This window comes from Methanogenium marinum, from assembly GCF_028912405.1.
GTDB classification, from domain to species: domain Archaea; phylum Halobacteriota; class Methanomicrobia; order Methanomicrobiales; family Methanomicrobiaceae; genus Methanogenium; species Methanogenium marinum.
The window spans coordinates 733786-757619 of sequence record NZ_JAKELO010000002.1; the positions used below are offsets into that span (position 1 = coordinate 733786).

Here is a 23834-nt window from a genome sequence, read left to right on the forward strand (position 1 = left end):
CACAAGCGTGGGGATGAACCTAGATGATCCCGCCGGAAACGAGACCGGAGATGGAGTTCCCCACAAGCGTGGGGATGAACCTATGAGCATAAAACAGCGATGTTATGTAAAGAGGAGTTCCCCACAAGCGTGGGGATGAACCTAAAAAGAATCTGCGAATATTGTGGTAAAGAATGAGTTCCCCACAAGCGTGGGGATGAACCTACTCCTATATTTATCCCAATCAGGCTCTCTTAGAGTTCCCCACAAGCGTGGGGATGAACCTCCCTTCATGTCTGTTTTTGCTGTCATATACTCGAGTTCCCCACAAGCGTGGGGATGAACCTCAGTCCTCTGCAGTGTCTCATTATCCGGGACAGAGTTCCCCACAAGCGTGGGGATGAACCTGGATACAAGAACACTGCAAAGTGTATACCAGTGAGTTCCCCACGCACACGCGACGATAAACCCACATACGGTATACCCCAAATTCCCGAATGATCTGGACTTCTTTTAGACACAGCATTCCGGAAAACACATAACGTGCAAATAAATCTCACGCCAGATTATCCTTAAAATCTCAAATCCTCAAATCCTCAAATCCTCAAATCCTCAAATTCTCAAATTCTCAAATTCTCAAAATCGTCTTCTGTATCGAAGCGAAAATTTGCTCAAAATATCCTGGGTATCATCCGAGTTGTATTGAAAGAGTGTACAATATCCAGGTAAATGTTCCGTGAAACAAAATCAGGTTCATCGCGGTTCATCGCGGTTCCATGTGGGAGGTAACCACTCTTCTGCAACTCAGAAACATGAACACAGTTCAATAATCTGAAAATAGTTACGCGAGACCATTCACTTTATATATTCCTTGAATACTTCCAACACGCACACCTTTTCTTTATCTATCAAACCATCAAATCCCATTCTGTGCACAAACTTGTGTACAGGAGCAAATCTCCATGAGAGAAATAGAACAGGAAGTTCTCAACCACATCCCGGACCCGCTTGCAAAGCTCGTCTGGAAGAAATGGAATGCAGAAGGAAAGAACACCCGGCAGAATCAGCCCAATAGGGAGATGCAGGCATGCAACCGGTAGGAAAACAAAAAGGCAGCCCCACAACAATCCCCCGCACTACCAGTGGAATGTACGGAACTGCCGATGAACAATCAGCGTCAGGAAATATAAAATCCACGGACGCTGCAGACAAGACCTTCCACGCAGGCCCTATTCCCATCTACCTTGTCCCGCAGACCATATCCTCAGAGATCCACGCACACGGCGGGAACATCGCCGGGATCACCGTCCGGCGGACCCATCATCATGCCTATGTGATTTCCCTGACCCGGATCAGTTCCCAGGGGAAGAAGGCAGATGAGGTAGAGAAGGCAGAGAAAGCAAAGAAAACAGAGAAGGCAGAGAAGGCAGGGAAAGCAAAGAAAACAGAGAAGGCAGATACAGCAGGTGACAAAGATGCAGCCTGAACCCGGCACGCTTGCCCAGGGGAGAGGTGAAACCCTCACCGTCACCATCGCGGAGGAGACCTACTACCTTGGCCGGGATGATATTCACGCCCTGCTCTTCTATGGACAGAGCATCCCCCTCACCCGGATTGAAGAAGATGGCATCTCTTCCAACGGCGCCGTATTCATTACCACCGTAATCGACGGCCACATCACCGTCCACGCCTCCGGCCGGGCGATCCTTATCGTGACCCGTGCGGGCTACTTCACGATACCCTTCACCAGCTTCCAGCAGGTGGCCCGCGGGGATGCGGTTTCTGCACCGCTCTTCCCCACCATGCCGGACTTCGCAGGGGGCCTTGCATGACCGCAGACACCGAAGAGATCAGACGGGCCCTCTCTCTCCTCTTTTCCAACGGCACCGTTGTCGAACTCCGGGCCCTGGGCGACGGCGGGGTGCACAGCGGCTACTTCACCGACTTCGATGTGATGGCAGACCGGGCGGCGGCGATTGACAATTATAACGATGTCCACGGGGTGTATGTCACCCTGAATGAAGTGAACCCGGTGCTCCTCTCCCGGCGGGCGAACCGCATCAAACAGCGGCTCTCCCGGACGGACACCACCACGGCAGACAAGGACATCGTCCGCCGCCGGTGGTTCCCCATCGACCTCGACCCCGTCCGGCCGAGCGGGGTATCTGCCTCAGAAGAAGAGCACATCGCCGCGTTAAAACGAGCAGAGGAGATCACCCGCTGGCTCACCGGGAAGGGCTTCCCCGCCCCGGTCACGGCGGACTCCGGGAACGGGGCACATCTCCTCTACGCAATAGACCTCCCCAATGACGACGAAGCCACCAAACTCGTAAAAGCGTGCCTCGCGGTCCTCGATGCCTTCTTCTCCGACGAAACAGTCCACTGCGACACCGCGAACTTCAACGCCGCCCGCATCTGGAAATGCTACGGGACGACCGCCTGCAAGGGAGACAACACCACAGAGCGGCCCCACCGGATGGCACGGATTATCACCGCCCCAAAAGAGCCTGAGGTCGTGCCGAATGACATGCTCCGGGACCTTGCCGATTGTATTCCCCGGTCTGCCCCAAAGGTGGATAAAGGCCGGCGGCGGGGTTCATTTGACCTCCGGTGGTGGCTTGACCACAACACCATCGCTGTTAAAACCGAACGGCCCTGGCAGGGTGGCACACTCTTCTCCCTTGCCGAATGTCCCTTCTCCACCGCCCACACCGACGGGGCGTTTGCCATCCAGTTTGCAAACGGCGCCCTCTTTGCCGGATGCCATCACGACTCATGCGGCGGCGGGACGCAACGGTGGCAGGAGTTTCGGGGGATGTATGAACCAGAGAGGATCGGGGGGAAGAAAAGGTCCGGAACCAAAGGAACGGATACATCAACCAATGAAGAGGTCACGACAGATGACCCCTCCCCCGTCTCTCCCATTCCGGACACTGCTGTAGATGCAGAGGAGCACCGGAAACGAGCCATGGAAATTCTTGAGACAGGCGATCCCCTTGCCTTTCTCCTTGATGTCTTCCACCGGGAGCACGTCGGTGACCAGACTGTTGCCGAGTGTCTCGCGATGTCCGTTGCCTCCCAGTCAGTCGAAAACACCGCAGGGCTGCACGTCTCTATCTCCGGAAACTCCGGCAAAGGCAAGACACATGCCTGCAATGCGATGGGCCACCTCCTCCCTGAAGAATACCGGATTAAAGGCACATTATCGGATAAAGCACTCTTCTATGACGATGACCTCCGGCCAGGCACCGTTCTCCTCTTCGATGACATCGGTCTCTCTGATGATATGCAGGAACTTCTGAAGTCGGCGACGGCGAACTTCCGGGAGCCCATAGTGCACCGGACGCTCACCCGCGAACGCCAACTGAAAGTATGCACCATACCTGAACGCTGTGTCTGGTGGCTCGCAAAAGTGGAGAGCATTGGTGATGATCAGGTGATGAACCGGATGCTGACGGTCTGGATTGATGACTCGGCAGCTCAGGACAGGGCGGTGCTTGACCATCTGAAGAAATCCGAAACCGGTGTTCTGTGCTCTGCCACTGATGATACGGATGTGTATGTCTGCCGGGCGATGTGGGAGATACTAAAAAGTGCTGTCAGGAGGGTGAAAATTCCGTTTGCAGAACGCATCTCGTTTTCCACTATCCAGAACCGGCGCAATCCGGCGATGCTCTTTGATTTGATTAAGTGCCACGCCCTGCTGCACTTTTTCCAGCGGGAGACGGATGCGGACGGGACACTCATCGCCACCCATGATGACTTTGCCTATGCCCGGAAGCTCTTTACTGCCATCAATGGTGATGGGGGCGGTCAGGAGACGAAGCTGACCAAAAACGAAGCGGCGGCACTTCAGTCTATAGCGAAGATGAATTTGGAGGTTTTTACTATCCATCAGCTCCAGGACGCCCTTGGCTTTTCGTATCAACCGACGTATCGGCTGCTTCATGGCTATACCACCAAAAGGGCAACCTACGCCGGTATCCTTGACAAATGTCCTGCGGTAAGTTTCATTGATGCGACAGTGGCAGAGATGCTCAGTGGAATGGAGATCAAACGGCGTGAGAAATATTTCTCCTTTGATGTGGCCATATACCGGGATTGGATGAGACAGTCGGATGTCTGGCTGGAGCCCGACGATACGGATGGAAATTCTGATGATGATAATCGCGATGACGGCGATGACAGGGGAGATGACGTTTTCATCTTTTCATCACGTTTTCGTACAGAAAAGGCAAAAAATGAAAAGATAAATGGCGGAGATACTGACGTTCATTCTTCTAAAAGAGATAGTAGTATAGATATATGTACAGATAGTACGGGATGTTTTCATACAAATCCAGTATCATTCGACAATCCTGTTTCCCCGGTGTCCGGGAGTGGGTGTGTCTCTGATATTGGTGGTGATGAAAATGAACCCGACAAAACGGCATATAGCCAGGCAATTCCAGAAAAAACAATGCATCTCCATCTGTTTGGATGTAAATCAAATTGTAAAGAGATGAAAACGGTTGAAAAGATGAAAACAAGACAGGCAGGAACCACACCACCCCTCCCCGGCATTCTCGATCACCGGGACTTTGAGCATTCGCCTGTCTCTCTGGGGCACTGCACGCTCTGTGGTGACGGGCGGGCAGTGTATCAGTCAAAAGCACAGCGGGCGGCGATATGTGAGAAATGTTATGCCCGGCTTGTCCGGGAGTGGAATAAGAGTGAAGGGGTGGTATGATAAAAGAAAGCGGGATAATTATTCTGAAAAATTCACGCTCTTTTTTATGATATGCACATTTCGTACATCGCTTTTGGCTCAATCCGGAGCTCAACCTCCCGTGAGTTCCCCCGTACGGTCCGCTGATGCAGGTCGATGAACCGGAGTTCATAGAGTCGCCGAAGCCAGAAATAAAAGGACGAATAGGGGACCTTCCGGCTCGCTTTGAATGAGTGATAGAGTGCGCCGGTGGTAAGGGGCACAGCCGGACATTCCCGTTTCATCATTGCAATATGGGAGAGCAGCCTCTCTTCGTTTGGTTTCAGTGCACGCAGGAGATTGGTCTGGCGGATGTCGCAGGCGAGATCATATGCCTTCGTGACATCCCCCTCTGTTACCACCGTCCGGGCATCCGTTTCGGCGATGATGGCGGCATGCTTCAGAAGATCAATGCCGAGCCGGAGGTCGCCTTCCTTCACGGTGAGGGCGACGATGCGGCCGAGGACAATGGATGGAACCACGCCGGGGTAGAGACCCATTCGGATGCGATCCTGCAGGATAGTTCGCACCTCCCTGCGCTGGTAGTGGGAGAAAGGGATCTCCATGGGCTGCCAGACGGAGTAGGCCGACCGGACGTGGACCATTGCGGGGCAAAGGGTATAGTCGCAGATGGTGGTGACGATGCCAATCTTCACGCCCGGATAGTTTTCGTACATCCGGGCGAGGGAACGAATGATACGGTCGAGCTGGTCGTTATGGGTGAGGTAATGTGCGTCATCAAGACAGACGATGAGAACCATCTTCCGTTTCATGAGTTCCTCTGCGATGGGGTCCGTGAGCCGCTGAATAGCAATGCCGGAGAGGCAGGGTTGATAACCGAAGAGCCGCCTGAAAATGGCGGTAAAGACACGAAAAGGGGTGTTCACACTTTCGCAGTTGATAATAACGGTCATCACGCCTGTCATAGTCTCCTCCAGTTCTTTGAAGATCCTTCGTACGCAGGTGGTCTTCCCGGTTCCGGGCGGCCCGCGGAGGTTGGCGTTGATGGGGCTTCCCCCCTGAAGGGCAGGACTGAGTGCTGCTGCGAGCTGCCGGAGTTCCTGGTCGCGGTATTTGATTGTGTCAGGTGTATAATTGAATTCAAAGACCTCAGCGTCGCGGATGAGTGTCTGGTGGTTCATGAGGTAGTGATGCGACATGTTGAGGGGTTTGGATGAGGGGATGATATTGGTTGACCGGGCGGGGTGAAAGTGAAAGGAGAAGTCTTTTCTGATTCCCGGGCCTGACAGGGAATCTGGATTAGGGTTCATAAACATTATTTGGATGGGCGGGGTGCACATGCCTGATCTGAACATTAATATGAACGTAACTCCTATCCCTCAAGGCTGGAAAGCTATCGTAAATGAATAAGGAGGGTATGAACATGTGTTCAAGAGTGATTGATTCAGATAAAGAAGAGGGGATGATGAAATCACCTGGCCCATACCGTTCCAACAGTTCAGCGTCCCAAGCTGCAAACACGGGGACATTCGAATCCACTGATTCATCTACGGTTGGAAAACCAATTCCGCCAATTCAGGCTGATGCTTATATGAAGTCAGAAGAACAGGATGGTCTGTCTGAAATTGAAAAGGCAGCCATGGAACTTTCAATGGATAAGCACAGGCGGGCCTATGAACGTCTGGCCTCTGACTAATCATCCAGATTTCCACTATTTTGAATGAGCCAGTCTTGTACGTCTTCTATTGAATACGAATACCGTGCAATCCCCATTACAAATAGGTAAATTGCATCATCTTCAGCAGTGATTATCATATTCTCAGGACTAAGTATCAAAATCATCTCAGCCACTGCAAGCGCTGTTCTCTTATTCCCCTGATAAAACGGATGACGTGTTGCAATTCCATGAAGCATCCATGCTGCTCTTTCATGCGGATTCTGAAGATTATTCCCATAATAAACAAGATTTTCAAGTGTTCCGGGAGTGAGTATGAGACCAGCCATTCCGTGGTCTTCCTGCTGAACGCTTTGAAGAATGAGCCAGCTCTGAATTTCAATAATCTTCTGAACGGTAAGGGAATACATTCGTGATACTATTCATCCATTATTTTGAGTATAGATAATAAATGGCATTTAGCTGAGTGAAGGGTGGATTTCATGGCCCTATATCATTATTCAGATAAATTCCTCCAATTTGAATATTCAGTTAATTGTTTTTCAGGTATGCTGGCATTCTTACGTTCCATCCTTCACCCCACCCCCAGCCACTGCACCACCCACGCCGCAAGGGCTCCCACAATCCCACTCAAACCCGCGACAAGCCCACCGGTCCGCTTCTCTGCCCCGGCCCTCTCAGCCCGCCACCCCTCCATATCTCGGATGCGGGCCTCGAAGTCTGCATCTGTCATTTTCATCTCCCCGAGCGTCCGGCATATCCACCTGACATCGCGGTGCGTCTCGGTGATCTTCGTATTCATATCGATGATTTCCGTTGTCAGATCATCTGTCATGTTCATCATTATCATCCCCATTGTTGTGTACCGTATGGTATGTTTTCAGGGGGGATAAGCATTACTTACAGTAATAATTTATGAGATTTATTCGGCAGTGCCTGCCACCCGTGAAAGAGGGATACAGAGATGAGGAAAATTCCTTCCTTTTTTCGGTACGAATACGGGAGAATATGTTCCTGGCAGGGGAGTATCCGGCGTTCGTTCTGCATGCAAATTTACACGACATTTAATCCTCAATTTTTGTTTCAGATAAATTATATGACATAATGGTGTGTCACTCTGTTTGAAAAACGGTGAAAAATTGCTTTTTTCCATGAGAATTTTCCACCCGGATTTTCCATCTGCGCCCACTCAATTTTGCGGCTGGAGCATCCGTTTTTTTCCATAAATAATGGGAAAATATTTTATTTTGGTCCTCTGTAAAGGCAGACTTACATTACCTGAAGTAATATGTTTATATGTCAGTCGAACCCCGGGAACCGGCTGGCAGGAAGTGCCAAAAATGGCTGACTTTATCCAGACAACCAACACCAAGAGTGCGGTGCGGGACCTTCTCGTCCCCATCGCAAATATCACCATCTTCGATGCCCTCGTGCAGGACATCATCGACACCAACCCCTTCGGCTGTACCTCGTACGTCGAGAGTGGGGTGACCATTGACCCGGTTGTACGTTCCAAAGAAGCGTATGATGCAAAGGTCATATACGAAAACCTCGAAGCCGACACCATAGGCGATGTCTCCATCCAGGTCGCAACGGTCACGGCATTCGGGACCGCTGCCAGCCATGTGATGGCAGACGACGATCTTGCCACCGCTATTGGCGGAACCCAGTCCCGTGACAACGCAAAGGACACCTTCTCCTGCAAACTGAAGTGCCACGACGCGAACAGCGAGACCTACTATGTGACGATCTCCCGCACCAAGGTCCGCATCTCCTCCTATACGGACGATGCTATCCGGGAAGCGGTTGAGACATGGGCCGACGGGAAGCCGGAACTCGGCTGAACCTCGGGATGAACCTGGCTGAACTGAACTCAGCTGGGTTCTCCCAAATTTTTTGATTTTCATTCCGTTCATGGAACCTCCGGACATCTCCTGAGACACTAGGGCAAATACCAGAAACAGGGGTATTGCCTCCCCCCTGTTTTGAACCAGTATTGCGGGAAATAAGGTGGAAACTGAGCGTTTTTTTATGCCCCTTTTTGGTGCAGGGAAATACGACTGTAATGCAGTGTATTTGCCAAAATTACGAATTACTGTGGTCTATAGAACAGGTTTCATTCGTCTACATTTTGGGAGGATGTGCAGCATGTCTCCGGGTGAGTAAGGCCCGCTCCGGGCGTCTGTGTGGATGTGTTTTTCCAGTCATTAGGTGCGTTTAAGGGACTATATGGACGCATTTGTGGGAACAATTATATGTATTTTGGGATTATTTTTCCAAAAATTTGTAACTGTCAAATTCTATTTCGCCACAATTTGAGAAATTTGAATGAAGTGGCAAACGTAGGTCACATATGTTACCCCCTAACCAGATAATATATTCTACGAAAATTTCGTAGAATCAAAACATATATATCATTCAGGAGAGGTATACAATGTATGCTTATAGAATACAGTGTTGAAAATTTCCGTTCTGTCGCTGAGAAAACAACACTTAGCATGTTAACCTCAAAAGAGAGGAAAAAGGCATATAATCTCATTAAAGTGAAGGGAATTCCTGGCATCACAAAACTCCTGAAAAGTTGTATTATATATGGCGCAAATGCCTCAGGAAAGACCAATCAGATCCGGGCACTCGATCTGATCAAATTTCTGGTATTATCATCAAAAAATCTCAATCGCGGGGACAAACTCCCATATTTTCCGTTTGTTCTCATTGCAGAATACGAGGCGAAACCCACATTATTTGAGATCAATTTTATCAGTGGCAGGACTGAATACCGGTATTCCTTTTCGTACAATGCAAACGAAATCATTTCAGAAGAATTGAGCTACATTAAAAGGAAAGACCAAAAATTCATTTACAAACGCAACAGGGACACGTTAGAGGCCTTTGTCGATGAAGATGAATTAATGGGACTTTTTAAGCACACAGGAGAGAATGTGCTCTTTTTGTCCAAGGCCAACAATGAGTACAAACCATTTGGAGAGGTCTTTGAGTGGTTCAATATTAACCTGAACTATTTTGGGCGGATATCTGAGATCGAAGATACATATACCATCGAATATATGAATAAATCTGTTGAGAACAAAGAAAAAGTACTTACTATTTTGAAATACGCTGATTTTGATATATCTGACGTCTCAGGAAATGTAATCAAGATGGATAAATCAGAGATCCCGGATAATATTGTACAATTAATTGAGAAACAGACAGGTAAACCTTTGAGTGAGGGGAAAATTGTCAGAACCGAGCTTAAGAGTGTGCATAAAAGAGATGACGGAACGAATATCATAAAAGAATTTGAAGAGTTTGAATCTGCCGGAACGAACGTCTTTTTCAATATGCTGGGAATCATTCTGGATGCACTTGAAAACCATCAGCGTATTCTCGTAATTGACGAGTTTGATACCAGACTTCATCCGGATCTGATTATGTATCTTCTGAAAATATTCCATGATGAAAACAACAATATTGCAAATTCTCAACTCATTGTAACGACGCATAATACCCGGATACTTGCATCGGATTTCTTTCGAAGGGAACAGATCTGGTTTACGGAGAAGAATAAGAAAAATAAGAATACAAATCTCTATTCCCTCTTTGATTATGAAGACAGAGTTGACAAATCTATTGAGAAGGGATATTTTACCGGACGTTATGGAGGTCTTCCCGATATCTTTGACGGGAGGATCTAGAGGATGGGAAGAGTAAGAAAGTCCAAAAATATTCCATTAAGACCTCTGGTGGTAATCTTCAGCGATGGCCAAACAGAAATCAACTACTTCAGATGCAAGAAATTAGATCTGAATGAAAACAGAAATATCAAAATAGAACCCGTCCATGCAAACCAAAAGAGTGCTGCAGGAATCGTTACGTATGCCAAAAGATATCTCCAAAAAAAAGGGTGGACCATAAAACAAAACGACAGAATTTTTTGCGTCATTGATATGGACTGTGCAGCTGATTTGGACATCAAAAAGGCGTTGAAAGAAAAGCCGGGTAAAATGGATCTGATCATATCCAATCCTGACTTTGAATTTTGGTTCCTGTTACATTATGATTACCACCAGGGAAGTCTGCAAAATAAAGAGCCGATTAAAAAATTAAGAGAGTATGAAAGAGGTTACGAAAAACCTAATGTTGAAAGAATATATCCATCTCTGAAGAGCAGGGAGATGAATGCGATTTCACATGCAGAAAGGCTCAGACAGTTTCATGAAAATGAAGGGGTGGAGGATTTGTACGGTGTTTCTGTTAACCCCTACACGAATGTGGATAAACTGGTATCATACATCAATGCAATCTAAACGAATCAATTCAGTCTAACCCGAATTGATTCCAATACATCCATTCAGCCTAAGGTTTCCACTTCACTCAAATTCCTCAAATTACAGTGAAAAATAGAATTTGGCAGTTCCAGGTATTTGAAAAAATATTTCCCAAAATTCTCCTCATTTTTGGGCTTAGATTTCAGATGACACTGGCATTCATAAAATTGAACGTGCATTTTACCCACAAATTTAACCGAACTTTCAATTATCCCCTTTTTTTGGAAATTTTCGGGCCATAAACTACTCCATTGGCAGGATGCCAAACCAGGCTCTATGTCAGCGGGTTTTTTCAGCCGGTTATTGAATGCCGCAGGGCAAAAAAACCGGATTCAGACGATTACAGCTGAGATGAACAATGATACATTTGATGATACATCTGGTAAGACAAAGAAGGATATATTACCAAAGGTGATATATTGCACAACAAAACATTATTTTGGGTAATATTATTATAGTCTCGCACACTATTAGGGAATAATGAATTCGATTTCTGATTCCGAAAAACATGAAACGGAACCATCAAAATACCGGGTGATACAGCATGGGGGATCATCTGACCCAACCACAAAAATCAGGGACCTTTCCTTTATCCTCGATCACTGGGATGTGTTTACCGAAAACCTTGAAGACCCCATTCTGGATGAACAATTTTCAACGGCCATGGTTGGGAGTGCGTATACCCGGTCCAGCTCAGCGCTTACTCTTCGGCAACTGTTTGGCATGTGGCGCAAGGGTGAGGGAATCCATGCCCGTTTCTATGATGAAAACCGTGAAATAATAACTGAACCGCTCTATATGGTCGGCATGGGCGGCAGCGTACTATCAGGTGCATTTGTTTTCTGGGGAATTGTGCCATCACAGGGACTGATTGTCATTTCCGACATATGTCCCGAATTAGGGAAATGCAGTGTGCGATCGAATATTGTGCGCTATCTGAAAGCATCGAAGGAAGTATAACGGTGAACAAAAGGGGGGGCCCGGTTCCATTCTGGCCTTACCCGATATCCTTTGGCCATACGCCCTTTCGCCGGCCATCAGTGTCACCCGGAAGGTGTGATGTCTGCGGTGACCGGGCAGCGGTGAACCATTCGAAAGTACAGCTGGTGAGTGTCTGCGAAACGTAGTATGCCCGAAATGACATCCAAACGCCCCGTTTTTTTTTAACTTAGAGAGAGAACAAATGAGAAATGCACGTTAAAATGAATATTGTCCCGGACAAAATGGTAGTACCCTTAAATATCCGACAGGGCATCACATCTTTAATTGCTCATTTTCGGAACCTTTTGTGCAAAAACCGGTGTGTTTCAATCCTGCATTTTTGAATGCCGGGCAACTGCGACAGAGACACCCTTTTTCCTCATGGATGCATGTACTCTTTCCAATCGCAGCAGCACAGTATCCACCCTTCTCTCCGCAATTGACCCAGCTCGGACACGTCATGCAAATACACATGCCGAGCACCTCCTCCAATGTAGTAATATTTAGTGCCATGTCTACCCCCCAATTCTATCATACCAGTACGGGGCAGGATATATCTTTTGTATATTATAAGGATTTCCACGGCCTGAAATTTTCAAACATTATTTTTGCCATTTTCCCATCACAGAGCGTATGGATAATGATTACCAGGCAGGCCTTCAGGGTTAACCTGCGCAGGTATTTTTCACCCTTCAGGGAGAGTACATTCTTTTTAAAGCGACATTCCCCCATCCAGTCGTAAGGGTAAAAAGAACCGGATTCATGCGTTTCGGCTGAGATGAACAATGGTATATCTGATGAGACAAATAATGAATAAATTACAGTTCGTAATACATTGTGCAACAAAAAATTATGTTGAATAATATTTGTATGCTCTCGCACACTCTTGAGGGGGTAATGAATTCGATTTCTGATTCCGAAAAACATGAAACGGAACCATCCGGATACCGGGTGATACAGCATGGGAGGTCATCTGACCCAACCACAAAAATCAGGGAACTTTCCATTACCCTCGATCACGATTGAAATACTCATGAAATACTAAATTATATCAAATTAGTATTTAGCAGGTCGCACCCATGATGAATTTCTGAGAAGACTGAGATGACGTTTTTTTGCTCTTGCACCACTCCGGCACCCCCATATATTCTGCATGTAATTCCTCTATCATAAATTCCCGGTATTTAAATTCCACAATATTCACTCATTTAAGTCGCACAATAATCATTCTGAATGTGCTCCCGTTTATAATTAGATATATCCGAATTAAGTATGATATAGCTGCCAATTTGATTTTTATTTACTATTTACTGCCTTAATATAGATTTACTTTATATTCAGGTCACATGCTAACATCTATTTATAGTATTTTTTCCAATTTTCTATTGACTCTCATGTCAGACGAACTTTCTGAAGAAATGCTGTTCATCCTGAATATATTTTATAAAAACAGAAATTTAAGCTCAGATAAGGGATATCATTCTCAAAAACTCAAAAATTTATATGGGAAAAAGTTTCCAGGGCGTGAATATCTCACACTAAAAGATGCAATTAAGAAATTGCACAATGAGGGGTATATTACTACAATCAAAAAGAAGGAAGTAAAATATTATATATCAAATATTCCAATGGCTGTATTGGCATTGCAGGAACATGGATTCATAAAAGGATTTCATTAGCTAGTGATGCAATGCAAAATATTTTTATCACATGTGACAATACTATTATTCACTTCATACCGGTTTTCCAACGTATGGACCGGTTATGTAGATATCAAATTAACTAATTTATTGAACCTTTGGAGATGTGAAAAGTGGCCAGACCTTTTGAAGGGGTATTTGGTAATACCTGTGAAATGCGACTCCTTGAATTCCTGCTGCCTCTTGAGGGGATTGAATTTAATGTTACTGAATTGTCCGAAGAGGCAGGAGTCAGTCGTGTTACGACAGGCAAGGTTGTCAGGAAGTTTGTAGAATGGGGCATCCTGAATGCCAGCAACACCAGGATATCACAATACTCAATAAATCCAGATTCCCCAATAGTTCAGTCAATTGACAGTATGAACAATTCATTGATTGAACGTATGCTTGGTGAAGAAAAAATCCAGGAAATACGTACCTATGTCCATCAGCACACTGCACGAAATGTCCCGGTAACCCCCGAATCATCGACAGAAGATGTATGGGCACGTTTTTCAAACGGGCAGGATCAGGGCCTTTCCAATCCTGAATTTTCTCAGGGATATTGTTGTGAAAACAATGGGGCTGACTCATGGCTTTCTGTCCCACCTTGTGCAACGGCAAGTGAGTCTGAAACAAATTTCAATCGAATATACCAATAGAGGATGTATAACTGCATGTCAAAAGATGATTTCTTCAGAAAAGAGCTGGTCACAGAATTGCGGCGCATAGAGGTGGCCATGAGAAAAGAAGAGAGTGTTGAGAAGAAGATATACTATTTTTCTGCTGCATATGGGATTACCAGTCGGACATTTAGGTACTCATTCACTGAGGATTATCTCATGGCAGATTGCATCTTAAATACTGCATACAACGGGATCATGGATCGTTTCAAACGCGTCCGTTCAGGAGATTCTACAGTAAAACTTGAGCCAGTTCATTTCGAACGGATTCAGGACGGTCTGCGAATGCTTGCAGATGCATTTGAATCTGAAACGTCCATCCTCGTGCCGCTGGAACAAATCCTGACAACAATGTACTCACTCACAGGCCCGGGCAACTATTTACGGGAAAAGGGCCTCCTGAATTTTTAGAGAGATAATATACGATAGGACTGAATTACACTTTTTTTGTGGTTTTCGAACTGAGATGAGAGTAAAATGCGCGATTTTTGCGTTTGGCAGTTCAAAGGGGGCTGTTTCCATGCCTAAATTGGCATGGCTCTATTGATGCGTCCTTGCCGAATAAAGGAACGGACGGCTTTGACACCCTCCGCCCGTCTGTGTGGATGCATGTTTCCGGGCTGCAGGCTTGTTTGATATGTGATTTATGCAATCGTCATCCCGAATCCACCACATTTCATTCTATAAACAGAATCAAGATCCAAATATGAATGAATACAGATAAAAGTCCAATATTTGAGAAGTAAATCCAGAATAACACCCATTTCTTTAAAAAAGGATATTAAACAATTACACTACACACTTTGTTATCCATGAAAACTTACTTTATTCACTCATTCAGGAATTTTATATGACACTTCCCTGCGGTTACATAAGTCAAATATAGGAGTTTCTGGAGGTATCATACTCTGAATGGTTGGAACAATTGCAAAATCATCATAAACAGTGCATGAACGAACCTACGAGTCAATCACAGATAACTGCGTGGAAAAACTTCAAGACACAAATTATATCGCCTGATATTCCTACCATATATTACCGGAGTCAGTAATAAGTCACCAAATCATCAAATCATCAAATGATGCATCATAAATCATGATCATCAATTGATCAAATCACCAAATCATCAAATCATCAAATGATGCATCATAAATCATGATCATCAATTGATCAAATCACCAAATCAAATCTCCATCCGTAATGCTACCATAATTCAATTCTTCAGCAGATACGACTCCCAATGAGGATGACGTATGAAAAAAATAAGTATTCTTTTATCGATTCTTTTGGTTGCATTATTTGTGTATCCGTGTGCCGCAGCTGAGGAACAAAGCATTCCCTATGAACCATCGGATGAAATCAACTCAATTGCCACTCCTCCCCCCTCAGAAACACAACCACTGGTTGGCGCCGTCCTGAGCAAATCGGTTAATCCCCAAACCATCAACCAGAATCAAATAGTCACCATCACGGTGATCATCAGAAACAGCGGTCAGACCGCACTCTCAGACATTGAAATCGTCGATACCGTCCCAGCAAACTTTGAATTGAGAAGGGGAGAGACACAGGCCGCGTATTCAGCACTCGAACCCGGAGAGACCATAGGGATTCAGTACACCGCCCAGTCAACAAATGCCGGAATATTCACCCTGGACGCGGCCACCGCCCGGTTCGCGGACCAGAACGGCACCTATCAGACAATCAGTTCAACGAATCCATGGGTCGAGGTGGTGGCACCAGTAACCGATGAACCAACTGATGAGCCAACCGATGAGCCTATTGCAACAGAATCACCGGGTTTTGAAGGAATTGCCGCAATTATCGGGATCATAACCATGATGGCCATCCTGATGAAGAGACCATAATTATTTTAAATTTTTATTTCATTACCCTCTCTTTTGCCCTCAAAGGCCTGTATAGAGATCTATTCTCATTGTTTCCCGGATAGAGATAGTATCACATACTTACCCGATCCCTCACATGGTTCAAGACACACAGTTCAGCTGCCTCTTCTGTTCGTTCCATGAGTGTTGGCACATCTCCTGCCTGGGTGTGGCATCCGGGAATCTGAGGAATTTCAGCCACATATATGCCATCTTCATCCTGTTCAATGATGACCGTAAATCTGCGGGCTGTCTTCATAATCTGCATATGTACCTGCGGAGATGATACGTATTCGGAAGGTGGCGGGCAGTGCTGTGTTTTGGGTGGATGTATTGGTCTTTCGTGCGCATTATTACGTATTCGTGCTTTTATTCGTGAAATGCAAGGTGATGAATGGATATCCTCCCGGCGGGGATCCTCGGAAGTCCCGTGCAGTGACCGGTGACCAGTCCCTGTTTACCCAACCCTTCCCATCCCCCCCACATGGTTCAGGTTATACTTCGCGTCCGTATACGCCGGGTCAATCTCCACAGCAAGGGTGAAGCATTCCTTTGCCTCACTCGTGCGTCCGGCCGCAGCCATCGCCTCGCCTTTTGCGTTCCAGGCCATTGCGTCATTCGGGTTTTTCGCGATGGCCGTGTCATACCACTTGTGGCCCTTCGGGACTTCGGCCCCGCTGCTCATCATCCGGGATACCACAGAGATGTCGTCCTTTCCGTCCTTCCTGTCTGTTCTATCCGTTCTGTCTGCCCTGTCCGTCCCGTCATCACTCAGGGATATCACCAGATGGTCGAGCACCCGGTTGTTCTCGTGGACAGACTCGCCCGATCGTCGCTGGCTCTCCTCACGCCTGGACAGGGATGTGATGATCCCTTCGAGCTCCTGTCTCACCCGTGGCGAGCGGATTTTCGACGCTGCAATACGCACAGAGATGGCGTCATCGCCTGCGGGGACGACCGTGACCCATTGTGTCTCAGACCGGATTTCGGCCAGAACCGCTGTGAAATCCGGGCAGAAGGCATCCGACTCCACACGAAGTGTCGCATATTCATCCGCACCGCCCTCTTCGAAATATTCACTGACTGTTATCGTCACCATGCACTATCACTCCGGATAGCTATTTTCTCAACGATGGTGCAGATAAACTGAGTGGTATGGTCAAAAATGTATCCCCCTCACCATCTCTCTCATCATCTCTCTCCTCTCTCCAAAAATGTGCATAACTGGTGGATTGAAACGTTTCGAACGGCGTCCGTCGAATGGCTGAAACGTGGGGGTGAGCTGCTTTGCAGGAAGAAGAGCATGTATCCGTGTGAATGGATGTCGAAGGGAATGGAGGGAAATAAACACAGGAAGGGGCACTGATCCTTTGGTTCTCTACGATCCTTCCCGTATGGCTGGTTTGTGTGTATCCCTCGTGTTTCAGCAGGGGTCCCCGGGGCTGTATATGTTATCATACTGCCTCAAAAAATGCTTCTTGTGAGACCTCACAATCCCGGATGATTTTTGCACCGGGACCTTTTGAGATGTCCTCTCCTTTGTGGAATGGAACAATGGTGGTCCGCCCGTCCGGGTGACGGTAAAAAATATGACTCCCTTTCTGTCGTGATTGGACAGAACCGGGTTTTTCAAGTGTTTTACAGATATTTACGGGTGGTTGTGGGGAATACGCTGCATATCACCCATTGCATATCACCCACCACATGGCACCCACTCAAACCATACCATCTATCTGTTGCAGTCCAATGAATTCCAGGTGCGGTAATCTCATTTAATTCGCTAACACACAGTTCAGCTGCCTCTTCTGTTCGTTCCATGAGTGTTGGCACATCTCCGGGAAAGAAGGCAGCCCAGTGCCATGGATCCTGCCAAAAAAACAGCAGGGCATGTTCAAAGAAATCACGTAAACCGTGATAGATTCACCCCCACCACAAAACGATTAAAACCAAAATAAAATGCGAGGGAAGGGATTCGAACCCTTGAATACCTGCGTAACTGGATCTTAAGTCCAGCGCCTTTGGCCAGGCTTGGCTACCCTCGCACAGAAAAACCGAAACGGAAACCGAACCCAAATCCGGGCCCTAAACGGAGACCGAAATTCCGGATACCGGCCCACCAGCAAATCCCCCGTGCCTCCTATGGAAACACCGGCCATCTGCCTCTTTCGTCCGGAGAATTTGTTTCAATGCGTCCAGTGCACTCCATCACAGAGAACTAGATAGTATACATTGTTTTTCTGGGCTAAAAATGTGGTGGAGTGAAACGGGGAAAAAGGTGCAAAACGATGACTTCCTTCAATCTCTGATGAATGGGTCAGGGGGGTCATATCCCCACCACCATTCAGCAGACACCCTCCCTCATCACTCGATCGCAATCTGCCGGTGCAACTCAAGAGAACTCACCGGAAGCCTGACTTCAAGGACACCATTCCTGAAGGAAGCCTTCGCACCCTCAGGATTGACCGCTTTTGGCAGAGGTACCACACGGGAAATCGATCCATACTTCCTCTCGTGAAGGTAAAAACGTCCTGCCTCCCCTTCCTCTCCTTTTCTCTCTTCACGTTCTTCTTTGCGCTCACAGGTAATCTGAAGCGCCCGGGGAGAGATTAACTCCATCGAGATATTCTCCTTTTCAATCCCCGGCATCATGTCTGCCGCGACAATCACCTCATTCTCATCCTGAGTTACATCCACCTGGAATCCGCCCAATCCCCCTTCCCGGAAGAGGGGCACAATCTCCGGCCGGTGTTCCTCCTCAACCAGAGCGAGGGGGGACGATGGAGAAGGAGATGACATCCAGTTCATGAGCTGGTCCATCTGCTGCCTCATCTCCTCAAACTCGTCATAGACTGACCATCTGTAGGGTCTTCGCAACATGTTTACAACACCTCTCCTGCTTACCCGGCACTGTCCGGATAGAGCAAAGATACCCCGATCATGCCCGACAAAATATTTAAAGGATTTGATCACCCGCACAAATACCGTGACAACACCCATATTTTACACAAATATCAAAGATACACAGCATTTGCCAAACCGGGAGCGCTCCCTCAAACCGATTCAGAAAAAAAAACAATGGGGGAAAGGAGGACGGATTTTTCATCGTACAGACAGCGGTATCCACCACTTCATCCCGGACACAAGATATATCCTGCTTCACCATAAAGAACTAAATATTCATGGCCGTACGCAGGCACCTGACCTTTGCCGGAGAGAGATGAGATGAATAAAAACACCGTTTGTATTCTCCTGATACCCGCACTGCTCATACTCTGCTTCGCATGCGGCCTCTTTGGCACCGTTTCCGCGTACCGGATGAATGAGAACCCCTATGATCTGGTATCATCATGCTATACCGACCGTCTCATCGCCGGATACGGAAATGTTCCGGTATTCCATACGGACGGGACCGTCACCAGGGTGGGCATCATTGAAACCACCCCCCATGAACAGCCCCGGAGGCACTGGCAGGACGAAAATGAGCAGATCATCACCAATACCCGCGAGGAGATGACGGAGTATTTTTTCCCCAAAGGCCCGGTCATCCTCTATGGATACGATCTCTTGGGAACCATCTGTGTCGGCATCTGGAAAGAGGCGGACACCGTTCCAAAAACAAGGGACGAAATATATGCCGTGATTGACAGAGAAGCAAGACACATGGGAATCAAAGATATCCCCGTCATCTTCATACGGGAATCCATGCCCGATGCCCGGGCGCTTTTCATACCCACATTCAGTGAGACACCATACATACGAACCCTGCAGGAGACGGCAAACGGATATCCGCCGTGTCTCCCCCAGACCGATGAACCAAAAACGCCGTCAGGCATCACCCACTGCTCCGTCACGTATCTCATCGAAAAAATTACCCCGGGATATTGGCTCGGCTGAAAAAAAAGAGAGAATATCCGCCTGTTACAACAGCACCGGATACGCCACAGTCAGGACGTTGATATCCTGATACGTGTCACAAATATATCTGAAGGTATAATTGAGATCCCGTTAACCGATACCGCCCGAAAAAAACCATGAACTGAAATTTCCGATACTTGTCCATTTTATTAAGAATTTATCCACACCCGGAAGGTACGGGCCGGGGCTGTATATATCGTCAGGATACTCGTCAAAACCTACGGAGGTAAGGTCTGGGCTGACAAACGGGTTCAGGGACACCCCGAACAGGGTGCGGCAATCCTATTTACCTTAAATGAACCATAAAAGAGGACCCGTCCCAGTCCTTTTTTACTGTTTCCAAATGAAATTTGGTTTAAAAACAACAATCAGGCGCATTACGAATAGCTTTTTTTAAAATTACCGTAAAAAGGAATTCAATCATGTTTTTGCGAATGATAAATGCTTATATAGGAAGTTCGTTCAGTACTATTTAAGGTCGCGATACCGTGTATGCTATCCTGTATGTTGATGACGAGGAATCCCTACTCGATCTGGGAAAGATATTTATCGAGAAAATTGGTGATTTTTCTGTTGACACAGTGATTTCTGCCAAAATTGCCCTTGAAGTGCTTGAAACAAAAAAATATGATGCAATAATTTCTGATTACCAGATGCCAGGGATGGATGGCATCGCCTTCTTAAAACACCTCAGGAAAACGAGTGATGTGCCATTTATCCTGTTTACCGGTAAAGGCCGTGAAGAGATTGTCATTGAGGCCTTAAATTCCGGTGCAAATTCTTATCTCCAGAAGGGAGGAGAGCCAAAATCCCAGTTCACTCAGCTTGTCCACATACTGGATCATGCCATATCCCGAAAGAAGGCAGAAGAAGCACAAAAACTAGCAGAACAGGATTTAGTGCGATTAAACGAAGAGATGAGGAAAAAGCTTGAGGAAGAGAAAGTAATCTCAGAGTTTTCCCAGGTTCTCCTGAATGCAGGCACAATCGCTGAAATCCTCGACTATTTTGGGAATGTCGTATTCAGCAGATCCGGGGCGAATTACCTGATGCTGTCCAAGTGGGACCCGGATGAGAATGCAGTCGTGATACATTCCCTCATAGGGTTCGGCCCCCATCTTGAACAGATCGGCAAACTGGCCCATGCTGCCCCGGAATCCTTAAAAGTACCGATTGCGGTAATCAATGCATACAAAAACACGATGCCCACAGAACCGGAACTTCATAAACTGGATGGCGGAATACATGCTATTTCTCGAGGTACTCTGCCGAAAACGGTCTGCACTGCGATTGAAAAAATCCTCGGGGTTCAAACAATCTCCATCTACGAGCTGGTCAGGGAGGGAAATCTCTACGGAGGGGTCACCTTCGGTTTTCGACAGGGACATGAAATTCAGAACCAATCCCTCATAATTACCCTGAGTAATATCCTGGCAAACGGCCTCTGGAGAGTATATTCTACGAATGCCATTGTCCATGACCGGGAAGCACTCCGCACGAGCGAAATGAAGTTTCGTTCCATGCTCGAAAACATGCAGCCCGATACCTCATCCAACACATATTTTCAGGAGATAGCAACTGCTGCAGAGCATATCTCTTCCATGATCGAGTTCACGAAAGAATACGAGAGGATCGGGGTAAATGCCCCCACATGGCAGGACTGCCGCACACTCGTTGATACTGCAGCAAAACAGGCACCGCTTGGAGAGGTAATGGTAAAAAACGATCTCCCTGCCGATGCAACAGTATTCGCTGACCCACTGATAGCCAGGGTTTTTTACAACCTGATGGATAACGCTGTCCGGTATGGCGGGAAGATCACGACGATACAGTTTTTAGCTGAGGAACGCAATGGCAATCTGATCCTCGTGTGCGAAGATAACGGGCATGGCATTATTCCTGAGGAAAAGGAGAAGATCTTCGAGCGGGGCTTCGGGAAGAATACCGGCATGGGATTGTTCCTCACAAGAGAGATCCTGTCGATCACCGGCATCACTACCCATGAGACGGGAGAGCCCGGCAATGGGGCACGATTTGAGATCACGGTGCCGCACGGGGCATACCAGATCCCGGATACAAAATAAAACCCTCTTTTTTTGATACCATCCATACAGAAAAAACGATCTTGATATTCGCATTCTGGCAGGGCTGTTTTTTTCAAATATCACTGATTCAACCCGATAAATATCGGGAGAGCGTTCAGGCACGAATCTGCATTTGCCCCCCCACAGGAAAAATCCCTACAGCAGCACCAGATACGCCACAACCGAGAGCAGGAACGCAAACAGCAGAATCGCCAGACCCAGCGGGGCAACAAAGGTGAGCATCGCATTCACCGTGCTCGCAAGTTGTGAGATACGGTTTGACCCGAAGACTGTCACCCCTTCCACCCAGCCGGTGCCGCCCGCCGCCTCTGCCGGTGCAAGATCGGCCATCGCCGCCCGGACCGCATCCTCTGCATACGGGACAATCTCCTCAGCCGTAACACGGTAGCCCACCGGATTCCTGCCGGAGAGCATATTCACCACATGGGAATCGGTGGTCATAATCTCACACTCATCCACCAGCGTCAGCAGATGGTTCCTCAGCACCTCACGGGTTCCGTGCTCCACATTATTGCCGTCAAAGAGCACGTAGGCCGTCACCTGCCCTTCTACACGGATGACAAGTGCCATAATCCCCAGATCGCCAAACCCTTCCTCACGGGAAAAGGGCACTTTCCGGTAGCCCGAACCTGCTTCAAAAGAAGACAGAGGCACCTTCGCACATTCAACCGATGCTTCCTCTGCTGCCTTCCAGTATTCATACGCAGTCAGCGATCCGGCAACGATCGGTTCTGTGACATCCACCATGCAGTTGTGGGCGTCCACAAAGGCAACATGCCGGTAATGGCCCCGACACTCCGCCATCACCGCAAGGCCGATGGCATATTCAAGGTCTTCAGTCATCTCAGGCGAACGGGTCGCGACCAGAAGCAGAGTGTCACCAAACCCCTGTGCACAGATATCAACCGTCCCGCAGGTATACCGTTTTGATGGCGTCGCTTTCGGAACAAAAACCGCATCACACCGGGATGCCTTCACCGCATCCGCCATCAGGGTGACTTCACTCTCCGATACCAGATTGAAGTCATGCGTCGCACACCCATGGGCGACAAACGTGTCCGGGCCAATCATATCATGAAGCAGTTTCGGGAGATTCGCACCACCTATTTCTCCCATCGGGCCCGGATGCAGGTTTGGCACCGTAAACGTGATATCCCCCCGCCCCTCACGGGAAAAGAAAATAGATGCCTGCTGGACATAGACATCCTCACCTATCTCCATAAAGAAATCATCCAGTGCCTTGTCGCCGTCCGTATTGTGGGCAATGAACGCATTGATGAAATGCAGGGCGCTGATACGGAAATTCTTTTTCAGGGGGCGTTCCACCAGCCAGAGGAAGAGCAGCACTCCGCACCCGAAGAGCAGGTGCAACGCAAGGACAAAATACAGGAAATCTATCCCGAAATAGAACGCTCCTGCCGCTGCCGCCGCAATGCTCTGGAGGGCCGCCGCAGGCACCATCCGTTTCATCCGGTAATCAGCGATGGCGGCGAGCACAATCAGCCGGGTCGCAAAGACCACACCAAGTGCCACCGCAAAGACCACGGGGTAAAGATTCGGATACGGCAGAAATAACAGCAAAAAACTTACAATTACCTGGAAGACCATACAGGACATCGAGAGGAGGGCCGAACGGTTCCACGTAATCTTCCCGCCAAAGAATTCAACCAGAGGTTTTGTTACAACAAACGCAAAAAGTGCGGGAATCACATATCCCAGAAATCCGAATACCAACAGGTAATTCCGCCCGCCAATGAAACCCGCCCCGTCAATAACAATCCCCAAAAGAATCATAATTGCAACCGAACGCGGCCATGCAGGCGCTGCAAAAATGTACCGGGAGAGGTCCTCCAGTGTAGAATTTCCACCTTTTTCTGTCAAATTCTTCATCCCCG

The 23834-nt window shown here is 47.6% G+C and carries 25 protein-coding genes, 1 tRNA gene and 1 CRISPR repeat array (1 of these 27 running past the window's edge); of the genes, 15 read left to right on the top strand and 11 right to left on the bottom strand.

All coding sequences use genetic code 11. From position 1 onward, the window contains the following. Window positions 1-386: direct repeats of the CRISPR family, unit length 28 nt; unit sequence GAGTTCCCCACAAGCGTGGGGATGAACC (it extends 4948 nt beyond the left edge of the window). 555 nt (window positions 387-941) lie between these two features. From L0665_RS03855 to L0665_RS03870, 4 genes are read left to right on the top strand one after another with little or no spacing between them, the layout of a single operon-like run. Then, window positions 942-1079: a hypothetical protein gene (locus L0665_RS03855; protein ID WP_274924390.1), complete on the top strand. Its 138-nt coding sequence runs from the start codon at window positions 942-944 to the stop codon at window positions 1077-1079. Beyond that, the gene (locus L0665_RS03860; RefSeq protein ID WP_274924391.1) at window positions 1067-1465 is read left to right on the top strand and encodes a hypothetical protein; all 399 of its coding nucleotides are present in this window, start codon (window positions 1067-1069) and stop codon (window positions 1463-1465) included. Before L0665_RS03855 ends, L0665_RS03860 begins: the two co-directional genes overlap by 13 nt. Continuing rightward, window positions 1455-1811: a hypothetical protein gene (locus L0665_RS03865; protein ID WP_274924392.1), complete on the top strand. Its 357-nt coding sequence runs from the start codon at window positions 1455-1457 to the stop codon at window positions 1809-1811. Before L0665_RS03860 ends, L0665_RS03865 begins: the two co-directional genes overlap by 11 nt. Next, a complete protein-coding gene (locus L0665_RS03870; RefSeq protein WP_274924393.1) occupies window positions 1808-4708 on the top strand; it encodes a hypothetical protein in 2901 nt (966 codons plus the stop codon). The genes L0665_RS03865 and L0665_RS03870 overlap by 4 nt, the downstream gene beginning before the upstream one ends. Before the next feature lie 44 nt (window positions 4709-4752). Here L0665_RS03870 and L0665_RS03875 read toward each other — a convergent pair whose 3' ends face one another. Then, window positions 4753-5997, bottom strand: a complete 1245-nt coding sequence (locus L0665_RS03875) for an ORC1-type DNA replication protein (protein WP_274924394.1) — start codon at window positions 5995-5997, stop codon at window positions 4753-4755. A gap of 113 nt (window positions 5998-6110) precedes the next feature. Between L0665_RS03875 and L0665_RS03880 the strand changes: the two genes are divergently transcribed. After that, complete coding sequence (locus L0665_RS03880) at window positions 6111-6383, top strand: hypothetical protein (protein WP_274924395.1); 273 nt, start codon at window positions 6111-6113, stop codon at window positions 6381-6383. Here the strand turns inward: L0665_RS03880 and L0665_RS03885 are convergent. Next, on the bottom strand, window positions 6380-6772 hold the full coding sequence (locus L0665_RS03885; protein ID WP_274924396.1) for a Fic family protein: 393 nt from the start codon (window positions 6770-6772) through the stop codon (window positions 6380-6382). The two genes, L0665_RS03880 and L0665_RS03885, sit on opposite strands and share 4 nt — an antisense overlap. Window positions 6773-6936: 164 nt before the next feature. After that, on the bottom strand, window positions 6937-7206 hold the full coding sequence (locus L0665_RS03890; protein ID WP_274924397.1) for a hypothetical protein: 270 nt from the start codon (window positions 7204-7206) through the stop codon (window positions 6937-6939). Window positions 7207-7702: 496 nt separating this feature from the next. Between L0665_RS03890 and L0665_RS03895 the strand changes: the two genes are divergently transcribed. The 4 genes from L0665_RS03895 to L0665_RS03910 all read left to right on the top strand — a co-directional run bounded on the left by L0665_RS03895 (window position 7703) and on the right by L0665_RS03910 (window position 11653). Then, window positions 7703-8206: a hypothetical protein gene (locus L0665_RS03895; protein WP_274924398.1), complete on the top strand. Its 504-nt coding sequence runs from the start codon at window positions 7703-7705 to the stop codon at window positions 8204-8206. A gap of 594 nt (window positions 8207-8800) precedes the next feature. Beyond that, a complete protein-coding gene (locus L0665_RS03900; protein WP_274924399.1) occupies window positions 8801-10060 on the top strand; it encodes an AAA family ATPase in 1260 nt (419 codons plus the stop codon). Window positions 10061-10063: 3 nt separating this feature from the next. Next, window positions 10064-10672 (top strand): RloB family protein, encoded by a 609-nt coding sequence (locus L0665_RS03905; RefSeq protein WP_274924400.1) that lies wholly within the window; start codon window positions 10064-10066, stop codon window positions 10670-10672. 501 nt (window positions 10673-11173) lie between these two features. After that, window positions 11174-11653, top strand: coding sequence for a hypothetical protein (locus L0665_RS03910; protein WP_274924401.1), 480 nt, complete (start codon window positions 11174-11176; stop codon window positions 11651-11653). A gap of 37 nt (window positions 11654-11690) precedes the next feature. Here the strand turns inward: L0665_RS03910 and L0665_RS03915 are convergent, their stop codons facing one another. Together L0665_RS03915 and L0665_RS03920 are read right to left on the bottom strand one after the other, a co-directional pair. After that, window positions 11691-11837, bottom strand: coding sequence for a hypothetical protein (locus tag L0665_RS03915; RefSeq protein ID WP_274924402.1), 147 nt, complete (start codon window positions 11835-11837; stop codon window positions 11691-11693). Window positions 11838-11947: 110 nt separating this feature from the next. Then, window positions 11948-12187, bottom strand: a complete 240-nt coding sequence (locus L0665_RS03920; RefSeq protein ID WP_338036412.1) for a DUF2769 domain-containing protein — start codon at window positions 12185-12187, stop codon at window positions 11948-11950. An 881-nt stretch (window positions 12188-13068) separates the two neighbouring features. On the opposite strand from L0665_RS03920, the gene L0665_RS03925 reads away from it, so the two are divergent. The 4 genes from L0665_RS03925 (at window position 13069) to L0665_RS03940 (ending at window position 15901) form a co-directional block, all read left to right on the top strand. Beyond that, window positions 13069-13353 carry a hypothetical protein gene (locus L0665_RS03925; protein WP_274924404.1) on the top strand — a complete coding sequence of 95 codons (285 nt, stop codon included), beginning with the start codon at window positions 13069-13071 and terminating at the stop codon, window positions 13351-13353. A 134-nt stretch (window positions 13354-13487) separates the two neighbouring features. Next, on the top strand, window positions 13488-14015 hold the full coding sequence (locus L0665_RS03930; protein ID WP_274924405.1) for a helix-turn-helix domain-containing protein: 528 nt from the start codon (window positions 13488-13490) through the stop codon (window positions 14013-14015). Window positions 14016-14030: 15 nt separating this feature from the next. Continuing rightward, on the top strand, window positions 14031-14447 hold the full coding sequence (locus L0665_RS03935; RefSeq protein WP_274924406.1) for a hypothetical protein: 417 nt from the start codon (window positions 14031-14033) through the stop codon (window positions 14445-14447). An 842-nt stretch (window positions 14448-15289) separates the two neighbouring features. Then, complete coding sequence (locus tag L0665_RS03940) at window positions 15290-15901, top strand: BatD family protein (RefSeq protein WP_274924407.1); 612 nt, start codon at window positions 15290-15292, stop codon at window positions 15899-15901. A gap of 91 nt (window positions 15902-15992) precedes the next feature. On the opposite strand, the gene L0665_RS03945 is transcribed toward L0665_RS03940, so the two are convergent. The 5 genes from L0665_RS03945 to L0665_RS03960 all read right to left on the bottom strand — a co-directional run bounded on the left by L0665_RS03945 (window position 15993) and on the right by L0665_RS03960 (window position 18916). Continuing rightward, window positions 15993-16178 carry a type II toxin-antitoxin system HicB family antitoxin gene (locus L0665_RS03945; protein ID WP_274924408.1) on the bottom strand — a complete coding sequence of 62 codons (186 nt, stop codon included), beginning with the start codon at window positions 16176-16178 and terminating at the stop codon, window positions 15993-15995. Window positions 16179-16376: 198 nt separating this feature from the next. Continuing rightward, window positions 16377-17018 carry a tetratricopeptide repeat protein gene (locus tag L0665_RS03950; RefSeq protein ID WP_274924409.1) on the bottom strand — a complete coding sequence of 214 codons (642 nt, stop codon included), beginning with the start codon at window positions 17016-17018 and terminating at the stop codon, window positions 16377-16379. 355 nt (window positions 17019-17373) lie between these two features. Further along, entirely contained in the window at window positions 17374-17565 is a 192-nt protein-coding gene (locus L0665_RS10850; RefSeq protein WP_420847045.1) for a type II toxin-antitoxin system HicA family toxin, read from the bottom strand. Window positions 17566-17876: 311 nt separating this feature from the next. Next, window positions 17877-17961 (bottom strand) — tRNA-Leu (locus L0665_RS03955). Window positions 17962-18280: 319 nt separating this feature from the next. Continuing rightward, a complete protein-coding gene (locus tag L0665_RS03960; RefSeq protein WP_274924410.1) occupies window positions 18281-18916 on the bottom strand; it encodes an Hsp20/alpha crystallin family protein in 636 nt (211 codons plus the stop codon). Between the two features lie 225 nt (window positions 18917-19141). Between L0665_RS03960 and L0665_RS03965 the strand changes: the two genes are divergently transcribed. Further along, window positions 19142-19813 (top strand): hypothetical protein, encoded by a 672-nt coding sequence (locus L0665_RS03965; RefSeq protein ID WP_274924411.1) that lies wholly within the window; start codon window positions 19142-19144, stop codon window positions 19811-19813. A gap of 509 nt (window positions 19814-20322) precedes the next feature. Then, on the top strand, window positions 20323-21918 hold the full coding sequence (locus L0665_RS03970) for a response regulator (protein WP_274924412.1): 1596 nt from the start codon (window positions 20323-20325) through the stop codon (window positions 21916-21918). A gap of 156 nt (window positions 21919-22074) precedes the next feature. Here the strand turns inward: L0665_RS03970 and L0665_RS03975 are convergent, their stop codons facing one another. Beyond that, window positions 22075-23820: a DUF2070 family protein gene (locus tag L0665_RS03975; RefSeq protein WP_274924413.1), complete on the bottom strand. Its 1746-nt coding sequence runs from the start codon at window positions 23818-23820 to the stop codon at window positions 22075-22077. Between the last annotated feature and the right edge of the window lie 14 nt (window positions 23821-23834).